Source organism: Lysinibacillus canaveralius, from assembly GCF_047301505.1.
Classification (GTDB): Bacteria; Bacillota; Bacilli; order Bacillales_A; family Planococcaceae; genus Lysinibacillus_B.
The window spans coordinates 2,478,436-2,494,308 of the sequence record NZ_CP154840.1 but is presented as its reverse complement, the minus strand read 5'-3'; the positions used below and the strand labels follow the sequence as shown (position 1 = coordinate 2,494,308).

The following is a 15,873-nucleotide window of genomic DNA, read 5'->3' as shown; positions in this document are numbered from 1 at the left end:
TAGTTCAGTCCCTTCAATAGTAAGTAGTTTTATTATACAAAGAGCCAAAAAATAAAGAAATACTTGTTCGTTATTTTATTTGAAGGTTCTGGAAAACTATATTTATTTTGAGACCGCTTTTTATTAGGAAATAAATAATAAATTCGGTTAGATCGATTAACCGTTTATTTGAAAGAAAATAACCTATGATTTCCTCTTATTTAATGAAAGAAATAGCACTAATACGATAATACACAGCGTTCCGATCCATTGAAACAGACCAAATGGCTCGTGCAGCCAAAATACGGTTGTAAGAACGGCTAGCAGCGGTTCAAGACTCCCAAATAGGCTCGTTTCTTTCGGTGATAAAGATTGCATGCTTTCAATATAGAACCAGAAAGCAATCATTGTACCAAAAAGTATAACAAAAGCTAAATACAACAACGCTTCACCTGTTAATAGGGAAGTCTCGATTTTCCATGGTGGATGGATGAAGCTGAATCCGATACCGCCTATCACCATTGCCCAGCCGACAATGACAAGGGAATCGAACTGTTTTAACAAGTACGCTCCGTATAATGTATAAAATGCAGCTGATACCCCGGATAAAATCCCCCAAAAGATGGCAGTATTAGAAACACTGAGAGTTGAAAGGGAACCATTTGTAAGCAGCAAGAAGCATCCCACTAAAGCGAGAACAATCATCAATAAATCTACTGCAGCAAATGTTGTTTTCCTTCTAATTAATAAATAAATCATGATAAAGACGGGTGATAAGTATTGCAATAATGTAGCAACTGCCGCATTCCCGTGCTGAATGGAAGCCATATAGGTGTATTGAACTGCCAGCATGCCGAATAAACCAAAAATAATCAGATGTATAGCTGTGCTTTTATTTTTCCAGACGTGCAGAATCTGCGATTTATTTTTAAAAATGAATTGAATAACTAATAATAGAAGTCCTGCAATACACAATCTCGTAGAAACGAGCCATCCTGCTTCAATCGAAAACTGCTGAAAAAGCTTCTGTGATACAGTGCCGCCGATACCCCATAAGGAAGCCCCGATAATGACTAAAAGCAGGCCTCTTTTTCGTGCATTTTGTTCCATGATTTCACCACCAAAATATAAGAATAATGTTATATTAAAGGGAGAATCTATAAAATAATATTAATTTTAAAAAGAATAATATAACAATATTGAGGTAGTGTAATGCAAATTAAGGATTTTAAAATTGATCATCAAAATCGAGAGCTGACACAGCATAAGACAAAGCTTTTACCCCTAGCATGCTATAAAACAGCGATTCATCAGAATGTGCATGGCTATATTCCGCTTCATTGGCATGAAGAAGTTCAATTTGTTTTTGTTTTAGAAGGAGTTATCCGGTTTCAGGTAAATGAACAGGAAATCATTGTTGAGGAGCAGCAAGGGTTATTTATTAATTCACAATGCTTGCATGGTGCCAAAAATGAACTAAATAGCAATGGGATCTATATCTGTTTGAATGTATATCCGTCCTTTCTACTCGTACCTGAACTTTTTTCTGCCTACGTGACCCCGTATATACAAGCAACAAATCTGGACCATATAAAAATGGAAAATTCAACTGCTTGGGGAAAGGAAGCTTGCGAGCATATTGTAACGATTTATGAACTTCTTGCAAAAGAGGGTGAGTTTTATGAAATACACATATCGAAACAACTAACATCGTTATGGCTGCTGCTTATTTCGAATGCCTCACCAGTAACTGATCCAGCAAATTCAAGAAAAAATAAACGAATTAGAGATATGTTGAGCTGGATTCATTTGCATTACGATGAGACGGTGAGTTTAGAAAACATTGCCAAGGCCGGCCTGCTTAGCAAAAGTGAATGCTGCCGATACTTTAAATCTATTCTAGGTCTTTCGCCCATGCAATATGTGAATTATTATCGTATCGAAAAAAGCCTTTCTCTCCTGCAAAATACCGATTTTTCTGTGACGGAGATTGCGTATAAAGTAGGGTTCAATGGCAGCAGCTATTATATTGAACAGTTCAAAAAGAGCATGCATATAACACCGAAAAGCTATCAAAAGAGTATGAAAATGAAAATGCAGGAGACTGAAAAGGGAAGGTACGATTAATATTCCTTCAGAGACGTCAAGTTCATGACAGTGATTATAGTTAGCTGTACAAAGAAATTGGATAAAAATCATCAACTGTTGAATAACCCACCTAGCACTAGGTGGGATTTTTAATTGGAGAAAAAGGGAAATTAGGTGATTAGAGCCGGTGAATTGTCTATGTAATAAAGTAAGCAAATAGTAAAAATGGCAGTTCGGGAACGTGAATGGGGGTGAACATTTATAGATCACTTTGGTTATACTAATAGGACGTACTTGTTGAGCAGGAAATAATAAGGGAAATACTGAAGCGCGCCCATTGCCCTTGAGTTTAGTCAAGAGGTTTATTGGTAGGCAGGAATAGGTCCTGTTTTATCCCTTGATTATAAAGATTAACTCTTTCAGAAGGAATTTTTAAGCAGATTTTTCTGTGCAAATTATAAAAATTAATTATGTAGACAGAGGTGAAAGAAGAATGACGAATGAAAAAGAGATCTTTGATATTACAATCATTGGGGGAGGCCCCGTCGGTTTATTTACTGCATTCTACGGAGGGATGAGGCAGTCAAAGGTAAAAATTATTGACAGCCTTCCGGAGCTCGGCGGACAGCTCACGGCATTATATCCTGAGAAATATATTTATGATATCCCTGGTTTCCCGAAAATTAAAGCACAGGATTTAATCAATGAATTAAAAAAACAAATTGAACCTTTTCATCCGACAATTTGTTTGGAGGAGGCTGTTGAACAGGTAGAAAAGCAAAATGAAGGGACATTTAGGCTGCAGACCGACAAGGCAGTTCATTATACAAAAACCATTATTGTTACAGCGGGGATTGGTGCATTTCAACCTCGGAGATTAGAGCTGGAGAAGGCGGAGGCATTTGAATCGTCGAACCTTCATTATTTCATTCAAGATATGAACCATTTTGCAGGAAAAAGAGTTGCCATATTCGGTGGGGGAGACTCAGCTGTTGATTGGGCGCTTATGCTGGAACCAATCGCAGATAAAGTCACACTGGTCCATCGCCGCGATAAATTCCGCGCGCATGAACATAGTATTGAACAATTAATGAATTCTTCGGTAGATGTGAAAACACCTTATGCACCTGCAGAACTGATTGGGGATGAGGCGATTACTCAAGTCGTAATTGAACATGCCAAGGAGGGTACAAAATATACGATCGATGTAGATGAAGTGATTGTCAATTATGGCTTTGTTTCCTCCCTCGGCTCGATTAAAACATGGGGTCTTGATATGGAGAAAAACGCTATTGTAGTGAATTCAAAACAGGAAACTAATATTTCAGGAATTTATGCAGCAGGAGATGTCTGTACGTATGAAGGAAAAGTCAAGCTCATTGTAGTCGGCTTTGGTGAGGGACCGACAGCAGTCAATAATGCAAAAGCCTATATGGACCCTACAGCAAAAGTCCAGCCATTGCATAGTACATCACTCTTTAACGAGGAAAAGCGTATAAAATAAATGATTCAATAAAAAGAATTGAGCGCCCTTAATTTTCAACGACATAAGCAGCTGCTTCTTCCAAGGCTGCTGTGGGAGGTTGAGAATTAAGGGCTTCTTTGTATATAGCTGGATTTCTAAAACACATGCTGGTGATAGGTATCGAAACTTTTACAATTCATGCACGAACGAGGTAATAAGATTCGTAAACAGAATAAACAAGGTGCTGCTGGAACCGACTACATTGAATAAATAAACTTTTATCCTTATTCTATGAACATTTATTAAATTTAAAATAGACGAAGAATTTTTTCTCATTTGGTTCATATCATTTACAGAAGGATGCCACAAATAAGAAATTATTAAAGAGTCATAAAAGTGGCAGGCAATCACTGATCAAGTCTTGAGAAATTAGCATATGTTTTATGAAAAGAGGGGGATTTTTCGATGGCTTTACATCCAGCAGCAAAGTTGATTTTGGAGCAGATGGAGGTGTCGGGGGCACCGGCCATGAGTACGCTGACACCAGAAGAGGCAAGAATAAGCACGGATATCAGTATGCTGGCGGGAGTGCCGGAAGAAGTAGCAAAAGTAGAGGAAACGTTGATTCCTGGCCCGGCTGGTGAGATCCCTGTTCGCATTTATACGCCGGAAGGACAAGGCCCTTTCCCAGCGCTTGTATATTATCACGGAGGCGGATGGGTCATTGGCAACTTGGACGTAGTAGATGTCCCTTGCCGTCAGCTGGCAAATCGTACAGGCTGTATTGTCATCTCTGTCGACTATCGGTTGGCACCTGAACATCCATTTCCAGCTCCTGCCGAGGATGCCTATGCAGCAGTGGAATGGGTAGCAGAGAACGGAGACTCGATCTGTGTGGATTCATCGAGAATTGCTGTCGCTGGTGATAGCGCAGGTGGAAATCTTGCGGCGGTTGTTTGTCTTATGGCAAAAGACAAAGAAGGTCCGAAGATTTCTTATCAAATCCTCTTTTATCCTGTGACAGAACATAGCTACGATACAATATCTTATCATGAGAATGCAGAAGGTTATTTCTTAACGAAAGACAGCATGGTATGGTTTTGGAACCATTATTTGCAAGAAGAAAGCGGGGAACACCCTTATGCATCACCATTGCGCGCAAAGGATGTAAGCGGCCTGCCGCCTGCACTAGTGGTGACTGCTGAATATGATCCTTTGCGTGATGAGGGAGAAGCATATGCTAAAAAATTATTTGATGCTGGTGTAGGAGTGACGTTAAAGCGTTATGAAGGATTGATTCATGGTTTTGTATGGATGTCCGGTGTGCTGCCGCAAGGGTTAGAGGCAATCGAATTAGCTGCTGAAGAATTGCAGGAAATCTTTTAACTTTCTGTAGTAGAAGTTTCCGTTATAGGCAGAAAACTAATGAGGGTTTAAGCGCAGTTTAGTTTATAATATCCTCGCCTACAAGGTAAAGCGGATTGTTTATTATCAACTGTTAGAGAACTTCATTCATAAGGAATTAAATAGACTGCAAAAAAGGGGGGGAACATTAGTTCGCTCTCTTTTTGCATCCAAATATAATAGTGAAATAAATGACAAGTAAGATTAAAATGGAAAAGTATATTAGTTGTAAAATGCTAGAAAACTGCTTTTCCATCAATAAGTAAATTGAAATTTTTATTATAACAAACCATTACTCTTAAAAATAATAATATGAAATTTTTACATAGGAGGAATTACGATGAACCGAATTTATTTTAAAGATAATCCATGGCCAAATGGACATCGGATTATTAATTTTGTGTGGAGTGCCCATTTTAAATATGAAGAAGATGAAGAAAAAATGCATGGATTATATTTTGATCTTCATTTAGAGACGGCAGATTATTACGAAGAAGATGATCAGGATGACGAAGAGGAAGATGATGAGATAGATGATTGGCATGCTAAAATCGTATGGAATAATTATCATAGCTGTACGTTGTCTTCACAAGAGTGGGATAATAAAGGATTCATTGTAGGAAGTGATGAGGCACCATTTGATGTGAATCTATTGGACGGTGCTGAATATAAGGTCGATTTTTTGTCGGAATATGAACAAGAGAATTTTGATCATGAGGTGACTGCATTTGACGTTTATTTGCTCGGTCATGATGCGTCAGCTTTTCATACGATAAAGTTTACGAAAAAGGAGGACTGTTCATACCTAATCGATTGGAAAGGGAAACTAGCGCAAGCTTATGTAGGGGATCATGAATTTAAATATGCTTTTCATACGATTCTTTCTCCTGTTCAATTCAAGGGAATTATAATTCCAGAGCAAATAACAGATGAAGAAGCCTATGCTCTTTTAACACGGTTTGTGCGGCAGCCTGAATTATTTGAACTGCAGAATTTGAATGAAAAGAGAAGATTTATATTTAGTAAATAAACTTCGTTACAGTTGTCTAGAAGGTGTAGCCGATGGAATGTCGTCTAGACCTTCAGTTGAAAAAAGCTTCGGCCCTAGCAGGAAGTCCGAAGCTTTCTAATTTAGTAATTCCTTATAAAATCGGTAACATGAGATTGACGATAATGATGATTTTAATCATTAAAAGATAAATTAACCGGTTGCATAGGTAGTGATTCGATCGCCATCATGTTTGTAGTGGGAACTTTTTCATCGACTTCTTCAAATTTAAAACCATCTGCCCAGACTTTTCCAATGCCCACTAGCAGTACACCAAAATGTATTGAGGCACTATCCATCGGTACATCTAAAACGATGGAATAATAATTCCAGTCTGTTGAGCCTGTAATCGATCTATTATCCATGTTATCGAATTGCAGCGTATCACCGGCTGCATTGTCTACTCGGCACCAAGCACCGCATTTCTCCACTTCTTCCGTTTTCAAATAACAGGATAATTTAAATCGTTTACCTTTGAAATCATCTGCCAGGAAGCTTTGCATCATAGTGCCAAAACCATCAAGACCGGCATTCTCCGTTGAATAAAGTAAGCCTGACTTGGTGCCGGTATGAAACACCTTTTCATCAACACCAAAACTGTAATAATGCGGATGAGAGCCGCTTAGCAGCCATCCTTTTACCTCTGTTTGTTTTTCCATTTTTCCATCCTCCGTCCCGCATAAAGCCTGCATCATTTTTCGATATTTACCCGGTGGCATAGCATACTGTTCTTTAAACGATCGCGTAAATGCCTCTTGTGATTGAAATCGCAGCATGAAGGCGATTTCTAAGATTGGTTCGGCTGAGTATAGCAGATACATGGCAGCAGTCGCCAGACGTCTCAATCGGATATACTCGTTGATTGTCATACCAGTTTCCGCTTTGAAGATCCGTGATAGATGAAATTTTGAATAGCCAACCACTGATGTAAAATCATCCAATAGGAGTTCACTTGTCAACTGTTCCTCGATATAGGAAATAGTCTGCTGTGTTACTGAACTGTACATTGATTGCTCACCTCTCCCTCATTGTAATATAACGGATATTAATTTTTTTGATAACGATTGCTATGTTGTTTGACCAACGAATATTTTGTGTGTCGCTTATAGATTGTAATTTTTTTGATGGTTAGTTAGCCTATTTGCTTTTTAATTCTCCTTAAAGCAGGAAGAAGGATGTGAGGACATAGAAATTTCAGGAAAACTATTATTTTATAAATAAGTCATTAGATCGAACTTTAATTTACGAGTAGTAATTGCCTCTTCATTGAACAAGATAAGTGATTGCAAAACAAAAATGATTGTTGATAAAGGGCGAAAATGTAATAGAAAAGGTTTGACCATATTAAATAAAAATATAGTCATTTTTACTATATATACGTAATCGATTGTCTTAACCAAAACATATCTTACGCTGAAAGGTAATAATATTGTATTAGAAGCATAAAATTAAATAATAGGAGTATTTTCTTGTTTTGTGTTTTGGTGATAATAATTTGTGGTATATAGTATCTATGTTCTTTAGTAATTCTTTTGTTATGTATTTTAGTGTATTTCTGGAGGTGAAGACGATCAAATGATATATGAAAACGAAGCTTATTATATAAAAAAAGCTGCGCTAGAACATAATATTAAGAAAATTACGCTTGTGAGTAAAGTCACATCTAGCATCGTCATCTTCCTCTTATTATTAGAAGCCAGCTTCTGGTTCTTCAAAGGAACAGGAGGTAACGGGCTTCCGATTGTGATATGGCCATATATACTCCTCCTGTTATTTAATCTTATATGCTATTATTTTACGGAGATAAAAAGAATCGCTGTAGATAAAGAAAACTTACTTCAAATGGACAGATTGATCGGCATGTATGTTTTTGCCTTGATGAGTTTTGGCGTGTTAATATCGCTTTCTGATCAATCTGCTTATAATCACCTGATGATTTACACATTGATTATGCTCGTAAGCTGCTCGTTTTTTGTATTGAATAAGAGGCAAATCCTAATTCCATTAGGAACGGCAGGGGCAGGACTTTCATTCGGGCTTTATATCATGCATGGTAATTCACCTCTCTATCAGAGCCAAATGCTATATTTAATCGTCTTGTTTCCGGCAGGGTATTTTTTATCCCGCTCTTTTTACCATTCGTATAAGTGTTCTGTCATTATGCAGGCAGAACTAAGAAATGAAGTAGAAATGACGCGAAAGCTATCAAAACAGCTAAGAGAGGCCAATCGAAAACTGGAAATTCAGGCTTCGCTCGACCCATTGACAAACGTCTATAACCGCCGTGCGGTTTCGAATTATATAGAGTATCTTGAAAATAAAGCACATGAGGAGCCCTATTATTTATCTTCCGTTCTTCTAGATATCGATCACTTCAAACTTTATAACGATACATATGGCCACACAAACGGTGATGAAGTGCTGCGGAAGATTGGACGTGTGCTGAGCGATACGGCTGAGAAATATAATATCTTCATCGCCAGGTGGGGAGGTGAGGAGTTTGCCATGCTGATCGTTGATGCAGACAACAGAGTAAATAAAATCTGCGAGGAAGTTATCAAAAAAATTCATCATCTCCAAATTGAACATAATACTTCTCCCAGCGATCGTATTATTACAGTCAGCATAGGGGCGCATACACAACGAGTCTGTCAAAAGAAAGATATTATGTCCTGCATCGATCATGCTGATGAAGCGTTATATAATGTAAAGAACAACGGGCGGAACGCAGTTGGATATAAAATAGTAAATAACCAACGTTTGTCGTAGGGCGGGGTTTTGATACTGCCTTGAGCAGGAAAGATATTTTAGTATGAAGAAAGAGTTTTTATAACCATTTCATTAGCAAACTCATTGTTATATAATGAGACGGATAAAAAATAGTGAGGTGGTTAGCAAGATGGACAAACATCCAGAAAGAGCGTATTTAAATCTTCTAGATGAAATCTTGACAAATGGAATCAAAAAAGAGGATCGAACAGGAACTGGAACACTTAGTATTTTCGGTCATCAGATGAGATTTGATTTATCAAAAGGCTTTCCGTTACTTACAACAAAGCGGGTACCATTTAAATTAGTAGCTAGCGAGCTGCTTTGGTTCATTAAAGGCGATACGAATATCCGTTATTTGCTGCAGCATAACAACCATATATGGGATGAATGGGCATTCAAAAAATGGGTGGAATCTGACGAATATCAAGGACCGGATATGTCTGATTTCGGTCGTCGCTGCCTTGTGGATGAAGAGTTCAATAAGCTATACCAAGATGAATTAAATCGCTTCTGCCAACGGGTGCTACACGATGATGAATTTGCTTCTAAGTACGGGGAATTAGGCAATGTGTACGGCAAACAATGGCGTAATTGGACAACATCGGATGGTCAGGCGATCGATCAATTGCAGGATATTATAGACCAAATAAAAAACAATCCAGATTCGCGACGCATCATCGTCAATGCATGGAATCCAGAGGATGTTATTAATGCGGGCTCAAAGGGAAGCAAGGCAGCATTACCGCCTTGCCATGTCATGTTCCAATTCTATGTGGCGGAAGGTAAATTAAGCTGTCAGCTGATGCAGCGCAGTCTGGACACGCTGCTTGGTTGTCCGTTCAATATTGCATCCTACGCACTGCTTACACATTTGATTGCGCATGAATGCGGACTGGAAGCCGGAGAATTTATCCACAGTATTGGCGACGCACACATCTACCTCAACCATATCGAGCAGGTAAAAGAGCAGCTATCGCGTGAACCGAGGGAGCTTCCGATATTGCGGATTAATCCGGACAAACAGTCAATCTTTGATATTGAACTAGAAGATTTGATGATAGAAGGGTACAATCCGCATCCAACGATTAAAGCACCGATTGCGGTGTGAGCATAGTGTAGAAGGTTTAAAAATGGCTTTCCGCCTATAGGCTGGAAAGCTATTTTTTATTTTGAGGCTTTTCATTCATGATGCTAGCCGTTCTCATATTGTAAAAGATTTCAAACTTATTGATTGAGGCTTCTTTCACTCCCGCTTCTTTTTCCTTTTCAGGTGGTTTTTGATAGGAGAAGGTGATACTATCCTTCCTTCATCGGGAGGGTTAAGGTAGCTGCCTTTACCAACCACAATGGCATTTGTCATTTCCGCTAGATTTCACTAAGCATTCTGGATAATTCAGTTCGCTCTCTTTGACCATTCTTCTTTAGTAACTCCATCAATCTCAACATAAGTTATATTCTCACCTCTCAATTCTTTGTTTTATAATATATAATCATTTATGTAAAATAAAGTAAAATATGATTTTCTATCTAGTTAAGTTATTCAAGCTAATAGAAATATGGATAATGAATGGCATGAATATAGAAATACAAAAGGAGAGGATAGTAATGAAAATAAGGCTGTCAGAATACCAGATGATTTGGAGAACAATGTATGAACATGAGGTACAGCTTCTGCAAAAGTTATTTGCTGAGGATATTATCAAATTCGAGCATTTTGGCAGTACAGCAGTACCGGGAATGCTGGCAAAGCCTGTTATCGATATAATTTGCATAGTAGAAGATATTAAAAAAATTGATTGTTATAATGATCGGTTGCGTTTTCTTGGATATGAGGCCGCAGGGGAATGGGGAATAGCCGGAAGAAGGCTGTTTCGAAAGGGCGGGGACGAACGTACTCACCATTTACATGTCTATCAGGATGGTAACCCTCATATTGATCGTCATGTAATCTTTCGAGATTATTTGATTGCTCATCGAGAAGAAGCAGAAAAATACAGTAATTTCAAAAAAACGCTTGAAAAGAAGTATGATTCCACGACAGAGTACAGTGCGGCTAAGAAGGCATTTGTATCTGAGATGGAGAGACGGGCACTCGATTGGTATAGTAAGCTTCTAGAAGAATGAAATTTATTGAGGAGAGAGGAGAAATTATGACATATAGAAAAGCTTTAGAAAACTATATTGAAGCAACCAATACTCACCGATTTGACAATGTTAAACAACTTCTCCACCCGGATGCTGTCTACTGGTTTAGTGACAAAACTTGTACGTCAATTAACGAGATTCGTGCCTATTTCGAAAACGCATGGCACACCATCCAGGATGAAATTTATAATGCACAGGACATCCATTGGCTCGTAGTAGAAGAAAACACGGCAACATGTATTTACCAGTATACATACACAGGCTACTTCAAGGGCAGCCCCGTATCGGGAAAAGGCAGGGCGACAAATGTATTTAAAAAGGATGATGGAAAGTGGAAGCTAATTCATGAGCATTTGAGTGACGGGCCTGTTGCTGCGGATAAATCGAACACATAAAAAAGGTGGGCGGGCAGTAAATGGAGAAGATGGGGATGTAGTAAAAGGCGTATTGGTGAATAGTGAATATTATCTGAGCTCTTTTTTCAAATTGTTTGTTCTCTTATAAAACAAGATTTCTAAATTTATCTCACTACTTCGTGCGCATAATTTAGGACTTCCTGGATTGGGGCTCCCTAACTATATTTTCTTATAGATTACTGATTTCCTGTCTACTAATTTATTTATCTTACTTTATATAAAAGTATCCAAGTAATTAATAAAATACTAAATAATAGTAAAAATCTCCGGAAGAATCAGGTAATATAGAAAGTAAGGGGGGCGGATAGTGAAAAAAACACCAATATATGTCGAAATCGAAATGGACACGGATATTGAAACAATATGGAAGTGTACACAGCAGCCACAGCTTCATGAGCAGTGGGATTTACGCTTTTCCTCTATTACTTATAATGAAAAAGAGTCTGATGAGGAACCGCAGACGTTCACATATACAACAAACGTGGTACCAGGTATAAGCATCAGCGGCTGGGGAGTCAGCAAGGGCACGCATGAGAAGAAAAGTGGCATAAAAACTTCATCTCTTCATTTTGGGACTGAACAGCTCATTTCGCCCATAGCGGAAGGGAAAGGCTATTGGCAGTACCTCCCTCATAAGGATGGAGTAACGTTTTTGACACAATATGATTATGAAGTCCGCTTTGGAATGTTTGGGAAATTTGTAGATTTGATTTTTAAACCAATGATGGGATGGGCTACAGCTCTCAGCTTTGATGTATTGAAGCGGTGGATTGAAACCGGAGAACCGCCGGCAATGCAGTATCGCAGGTTCTTTTCCTATACAATTATATCTATGATTTTCTTTATCGTATGGTTTTATCAAGGACTGGTGCCAAAAATCTGGGTCGGTCACCCGCAGGAAATTGAGATGCTTATGGCGCTGAGCGGTTTATCGGAAGGTGCAGCTGGCCGATTTGTCCTAGGTATAGGTATAGCTGAGGTGCTTTTTGGTGTGGCTTGGCTGCTGCAGGGCTGGAGGAAGAATTTTTTCTTACTCCAAATAGTCGTATTTCCCTTGCTTACGGTAACAGCGATAGCGGCAGATGGGGAGGCTGTGATTTCACCATTTAATGTCATTACCTTCAACTTGGCACTTTGGGTTCTTTCCATCGTCGGTTACTTGCTTTCTGATCATGTTCCGACAGCAAAAAGCTGTATACGAAAGAAGGGGCAGGCAGCATGACGATTTATCAAACATTACTGGGCAAGAAATTTTCGAAGCTTCACCCGCGTTTGCAGGAGCGGTATTCGATTCCGATGGGCAGACCGTTCCATGCAAAGGGTGTCATGCAGACAGTAGCAAACGGTACAAAGCTGCTGCAGCCTTTTTACCGTCTTGCAGCAAAATTTAACTTTTTATTTCCAGAAAGCGGACAAACCATCCCATTTCATATTACAAATACAGCTCATATTAATAAAGCAGGAGAGGCAGAAGTCTATTGGGAGCGGGTGTTTCGCTTTCAAGAGGCAACCCGTTATTTTAATGCCAAAATGACGGTCGATCAGGATGGAAATGTTGTAAGGGATTACCTTGGAGATCCTTCATTTTTTTATTCGGACCTCCTTTTTGATGTCACAGCATCGGGCCATCTTCTTATTCGTTCAGGACCACAAAAACTAGTGCTTGGGTTACTGGAAATTCCAATGCCTTCTTTTATGGAAGGACGTGTTGTCGTGGAGGAGGGGTATGATGATATGAAGGAGGTATTTACCATTCATGTCTCAATTTATCATGCCGTTTTTGGGAGGGTTATGATGTATGCAGGTGAGTTTAAAGAAGTTGATTGTTAATCCATTAACTCTTCTAGGCCTCTTTCTTTTCAGTGGGGCATTGATTTTAGCCGAACAGCAAAGCTATTTGTATTATTTAACGGTTGCCCAGCTAATATTTATCCCGGTTATGGTACAAATGGTTGTAAATCTGAAACGTTGGGAACAAATTCTCATCAGCCTTGGGATGGCAGCAGCAGCGCTTTTAACCTTTGATATTCAAAAGGAAGTTGCCGTGTTTAGTACAGCCATCTATTTACTATCTACTATTATCATAGCGAAAAAAGGGATCGGTCGTTTTATACGCCGGGGTTTTACAAATACAGCAGAAATAATCATCGATATAGGTCTCGTTTATCTAGCAGTCGGCGGTATCTGGTACTTTGCTTATATTACAGGTATTAATACTGGTTTTTCGCCAATCATTACGTGGCTGACGGCGATTCATTTCCATTATTCAGCTTTTATGCTTTGCATATCGTTAGGTCTTTTTGGTCGCCTGTATAAAGGAAAGGGATATACCCCTGTCGCATGGATCATTGCTTCAGGACCTATCTTGGTAGCACTTGGCATCACCTTCTCAACTACTATCGAACTGATTTCCGTCGTGTTGTATGTCATTGCGATTTATGGATTATTTCTAATGACGTGCCGGACTTCGCTCCCCATGTTGCAAGGCATCCTTATTCGTCTATCAATAGGGACGGTATGTTTCACTATTTTATGGTCATTACTGTACGCGTTTGGAAACTTCACCGGCAATATCCTCGTCGGTATTCCTGATATGCTTACGTTTCATGGAATGTTCAACTGTATTTTCTTTGGTACGTTTACAATTATAGGATGGGCCGTTCGAGTGCCGGAAAGTCAGCATGCTGATTATAATTTTCCCGTCAGCAAGATCCGTGGTTCGTTAAAGGAAGAGGGAGAACCACATCCGGGACTAGTTGATAATTTAGCGGAGTATACAAATATAGAGAATCTGCCGGTAAGCATTCAGCATTTTTATGAACAAACAGAGGAATACCGCTTGTTTGCTTCTGTTAGATGGCTGGCATGGTTTAAGCCTTTCGCCTTTATCTACCAATTTGTGAGCCGGCAGGTTGGTCAATTGAACTTGCCTTTCTCATCAAACGTCAATGAAATGACAGGAACTATCAGGAAAGTAGATCACGTTTTGGACGGACGAATAAACCCTCGAGTTTGGAGGAGGAAAATCGAAGGTGAAACGGTTTTTGTAGCTGTTTATTCTAAGCACATCGCACAAGATAGGACTTATATGAATATTGCGCTGCCGCTTCCGTTTTCTACTATGGTAGGTATCTTGTCTCTTGAAGAAAGGAACAGGCAGCTGCATTTGACAAGCATCGGGCATCAAGATGAGGGAATTTATCTAGCAGTCGGTCGCTATATAATGAAACTCCCGCTTCAAGAGCATTTCATTATTCAAAAAAAGAGTGGGGAATTGAAGGCAACACATGATATGACGATATTTGGCCTGCCGTTTCTTCATATTGATTACTCCATCTTCCATGAAAACAAATAACGCTCATTAGAAAGGTGAGATGGTTATCATTTCAACAATAGGGGTTCCAATCATTATTTATAGCGGCTTATTTCTGTTCTTAATTACAATAAGCACGAAAAAAACGTATGTATGCATAACCGGAAATTTTTTGGCAGTTGCATTGTATTTATTTTCAATCATTGTCATTTGGGCGAGCTATAAGGAAGAAGAATGGCATAGTAATATGCACAGCGGCAACCCACCGATTAGTTTAACAGAGGAGGCAGTACTTTCTGTCATCGGATTCACGCTATATAATGTGCTGCTATTATGGATAGTTTGGATTATAAAAAGGAAAAAGCGGGTTTTAAAGCATAGAGTTAGAAGAAATGAATAGAAAAGAGGGAAAACGGTTTATCAAAACGCGTTTTCCCTTTTTAAGTCTAATCTTTTAGTTTTTCTCCGCCAAGTTCTACAGGGATTGGAGGGAAATATTTTGTTTTCATAAAAGGTGAGTAATGAACAAGCGGATACTTTTCATCTTGTGGAAAATCAATAAAGGAAGCCATTGTATTATGTTGAATTTGAAATTCAACGGGATACAAATCCCATTCAGGATGTGTTATATCCATACGATACAAGGTGTTTTTTGGTTTGCGCCAAAACGTAAATCGATCGGTAAGGAACCTATCAAGATCTTGTTTTTCTTTCATTTTGTCGAGAAGCGGCTTAAAACCGATAGTGAATGAATCAGGTGCTTCGTTCTCTTCAGTCCGCCGGCTGGAAAAGGCAAACCTTCCATTTTCCTCAATATAATCTATTTCAGCTTTTTTATAAGGAAGGAAATCACCGAGAGTTGTAATGGAAACGACAAAGTCACTGTTTGCGTCAAGCGTAAAAAAGTAAATACCAGGCTTCTTGCCATGCTTCACATAGGTCCGGACATTTATTTCAGGAAAATTGCCTGCTGGGGAAATGGGAGGCATCAGACGGGGTCTAGACTCTCCGACCGTAAACAGCACAAGGCTGATCCAGGCACTATCATCATATAAATCTAACTCAAGTTCGTCAGGTACATGCTTTCTCAGTTCTTCCTTTGAAACAGGCCAGTGTAGAAATAATACATTTTCCCAATCTTGGGTCATTAGCCAGCTGTTTTCCTTATGGTCATTATGTGGTGTTGTTCTCTGCTCCATGGTGTACACCTCTTTTTTTATTTAATGAATAGAATCCCACCCAA

15 protein-coding genes are annotated in these 15,873 nt (G+C 39.0%); 12 read left to right on the top strand and 3 right to left on the bottom strand.

Annotated elements, in window-relative coordinates; translation table 11 throughout:
• Positions 1–183: 183 nt before the first annotated feature.
• The gene (locus AA0Y26_RS12635) at positions 184–1,089 is read right to left on the bottom strand and encodes an EamA family transporter (protein WP_413362170.1); all 906 of its coding nucleotides are present in this window, start codon (positions 1,087–1,089) and stop codon (positions 184–186) included.
• Between the two features lie 102 nt (positions 1,090–1,191).
• On the opposite strand from AA0Y26_RS12635, the gene AA0Y26_RS12630 reads away from it, so the two are divergent.
• The 4 genes from AA0Y26_RS12630 to AA0Y26_RS12615 all read left to right on the top strand — a co-directional run bounded on the left by AA0Y26_RS12630 (position 1,192) and on the right by AA0Y26_RS12615 (position 5,966).
• Positions 1,192–2,106 carry an AraC family transcriptional regulator gene (locus AA0Y26_RS12630; RefSeq protein WP_413362168.1) on the top strand — a complete coding sequence of 305 codons (915 nt, stop codon included), beginning with the start codon at positions 1,192–1,194 and terminating at the stop codon, positions 2,104–2,106.
• Positions 2,107–2,560: 454 nt separating this feature from the next.
• Positions 2,561–3,571 carry an NAD(P)/FAD-dependent oxidoreductase gene (locus tag AA0Y26_RS12625; protein ID WP_413362166.1) on the top strand — a complete coding sequence of 337 codons (1,011 nt, stop codon included), beginning with the start codon at positions 2,561–2,563 and terminating at the stop codon, positions 3,569–3,571.
• Between the two features lie 426 nt (positions 3,572–3,997).
• Positions 3,998–4,918, top strand: a complete 921-nt coding sequence (locus tag AA0Y26_RS12620) for an alpha/beta hydrolase (protein WP_413362164.1) — start codon at positions 3,998–4,000, stop codon at positions 4,916–4,918.
• A 358-nt stretch (positions 4,919–5,276) separates the two neighbouring features.
• Positions 5,277–5,966 carry a hypothetical protein gene (locus tag AA0Y26_RS12615; protein WP_413362162.1) on the top strand — a complete coding sequence of 230 codons (690 nt, stop codon included), beginning with the start codon at positions 5,277–5,279 and terminating at the stop codon, positions 5,964–5,966.
• A 152-nt stretch (positions 5,967–6,118) separates the two neighbouring features.
• Here AA0Y26_RS12615 and AA0Y26_RS12610 read toward each other — a convergent pair whose 3' ends face one another.
• A complete protein-coding gene (locus tag AA0Y26_RS12610) occupies positions 6,119–6,991 on the bottom strand; it encodes a helix-turn-helix domain-containing protein (RefSeq protein WP_413362160.1) in 873 nt (290 codons plus the stop codon).
• Positions 6,992–7,559: 568 nt separating this feature from the next.
• Between AA0Y26_RS12610 and AA0Y26_RS12605 the strand changes: the two genes are divergently transcribed.
• The 8 genes from AA0Y26_RS12605 to AA0Y26_RS12570 all read left to right on the top strand — a co-directional run bounded on the left by AA0Y26_RS12605 (position 7,560) and on the right by AA0Y26_RS12570 (position 15,030).
• Positions 7,560–8,753 (top strand): diguanylate cyclase domain-containing protein, encoded by a 1,194-nt coding sequence (locus AA0Y26_RS12605; protein WP_413362158.1) that lies wholly within the window; start codon positions 7,560–7,562, stop codon positions 8,751–8,753.
• Between the two features lie 130 nt (positions 8,754–8,883).
• Positions 8,884–9,864 (top strand): thymidylate synthase, encoded by a 981-nt coding sequence (locus AA0Y26_RS12600; protein ID WP_413362156.1) that lies wholly within the window; start codon positions 8,884–8,886, stop codon positions 9,862–9,864.
• Between the two features lie 497 nt (positions 9,865–10,361).
• Positions 10,362–10,880 (top strand): GrpB family protein, encoded by a 519-nt coding sequence (locus AA0Y26_RS12595; protein ID WP_413362154.1) that lies wholly within the window; start codon positions 10,362–10,364, stop codon positions 10,878–10,880.
• 26 nt (positions 10,881–10,906) lie between these two features.
• On the top strand, positions 10,907–11,296 hold the full coding sequence (locus tag AA0Y26_RS12590; protein WP_413362152.1) for a YybH family protein: 390 nt from the start codon (positions 10,907–10,909) through the stop codon (positions 11,294–11,296).
• A 328-nt stretch (positions 11,297–11,624) separates the two neighbouring features.
• Positions 11,625–12,539, top strand: coding sequence for a DoxX-like family protein (locus AA0Y26_RS12585; protein ID WP_413362150.1), 915 nt, complete (start codon positions 11,625–11,627; stop codon positions 12,537–12,539).
• Positions 12,536–13,147: a DUF4166 domain-containing protein gene (locus AA0Y26_RS12580; protein WP_413362148.1), complete on the top strand. Its 612-nt coding sequence runs from the start codon at positions 12,536–12,538 to the stop codon at positions 13,145–13,147. The genes AA0Y26_RS12585 and AA0Y26_RS12580 overlap by 4 nt, the downstream gene beginning before the upstream one ends.
• On the top strand, positions 13,116–14,672 hold the full coding sequence (locus tag AA0Y26_RS12575) for a YndJ family protein (RefSeq protein ID WP_413362146.1): 1,557 nt from the start codon (positions 13,116–13,118) through the stop codon (positions 14,670–14,672). Before AA0Y26_RS12580 ends, AA0Y26_RS12575 begins: the two co-directional genes overlap by 32 nt.
• Before the next feature lie 130 nt (positions 14,673–14,802).
• Positions 14,803–15,030 (top strand): hypothetical protein, encoded by a 228-nt coding sequence (locus tag AA0Y26_RS12570; RefSeq protein ID WP_413362145.1) that lies wholly within the window; start codon positions 14,803–14,805, stop codon positions 15,028–15,030.
• Positions 15,031–15,076: 46 nt separating this feature from the next.
• Here the strand turns inward: AA0Y26_RS12570 and AA0Y26_RS12565 are convergent, their stop codons facing one another.
• A complete protein-coding gene (locus AA0Y26_RS12565) occupies positions 15,077–15,829 on the bottom strand; it encodes a YqjF family protein (RefSeq protein ID WP_413362143.1) in 753 nt (250 codons plus the stop codon).
• Positions 15,830–15,873 lie beyond the last annotated feature (44 nt).

Bases quoted from the DNA above. Each gene is read 5' to 3' on its own strand.
- AA0Y26_RS12635 (WP_413362170.1), bottom strand. From the start codon at position 1,089: ATGGAACAAAATGCACGAAAAAGAGGCCTGCTTTTAGTCATTATCGGG.
- AA0Y26_RS12630 (WP_413362168.1), top strand. From the start codon at position 1,192: ATGCAAATTAAGGATTTTAAAATTGATCATCAAAATCGAGAGCTGACA.
- AA0Y26_RS12625 (WP_413362166.1), top strand. From the start codon at position 2,561: ATGACGAATGAAAAAGAGATCTTTGATATTACAATCATTGGGGGAGGC.
- AA0Y26_RS12620 (WP_413362164.1), top strand. From the start codon at position 3,998: ATGGCTTTACATCCAGCAGCAAAGTTGATTTTGGAGCAGATGGAGGTG.
- AA0Y26_RS12615 (WP_413362162.1), top strand. From the start codon at position 5,277: ATGAACCGAATTTATTTTAAAGATAATCCATGGCCAAATGGACATCGG.
- AA0Y26_RS12610 (WP_413362160.1), bottom strand. From the start codon at position 6,991: ATGTACAGTTCAGTAACACAGCAGACTATTTCCTATATCGAGGAACAG.
- AA0Y26_RS12605 (WP_413362158.1), top strand. From the start codon at position 7,560: ATGATATATGAAAACGAAGCTTATTATATAAAAAAAGCTGCGCTAGAA.
- AA0Y26_RS12600 (WP_413362156.1), top strand. From the start codon at position 8,884: ATGGACAAACATCCAGAAAGAGCGTATTTAAATCTTCTAGATGAAATC.
- AA0Y26_RS12595 (WP_413362154.1), top strand. From the start codon at position 10,362: ATGAAAATAAGGCTGTCAGAATACCAGATGATTTGGAGAACAATGTAT.
- AA0Y26_RS12590 (WP_413362152.1), top strand. From the start codon at position 10,907: ATGACATATAGAAAAGCTTTAGAAAACTATATTGAAGCAACCAATACT.
- AA0Y26_RS12580 (WP_413362148.1), top strand. From the start codon at position 12,536: ATGACGATTTATCAAACATTACTGGGCAAGAAATTTTCGAAGCTTCAC.
- AA0Y26_RS12575 (WP_413362146.1), top strand. From the start codon at position 13,116: ATGCAGGTGAGTTTAAAGAAGTTGATTGTTAATCCATTAACTCTTCTA.
- AA0Y26_RS12565 (WP_413362143.1), bottom strand. From the start codon at position 15,829: ATGGAGCAGAGAACAACACCACATAATGACCATAAGGAAAACAGCTGG.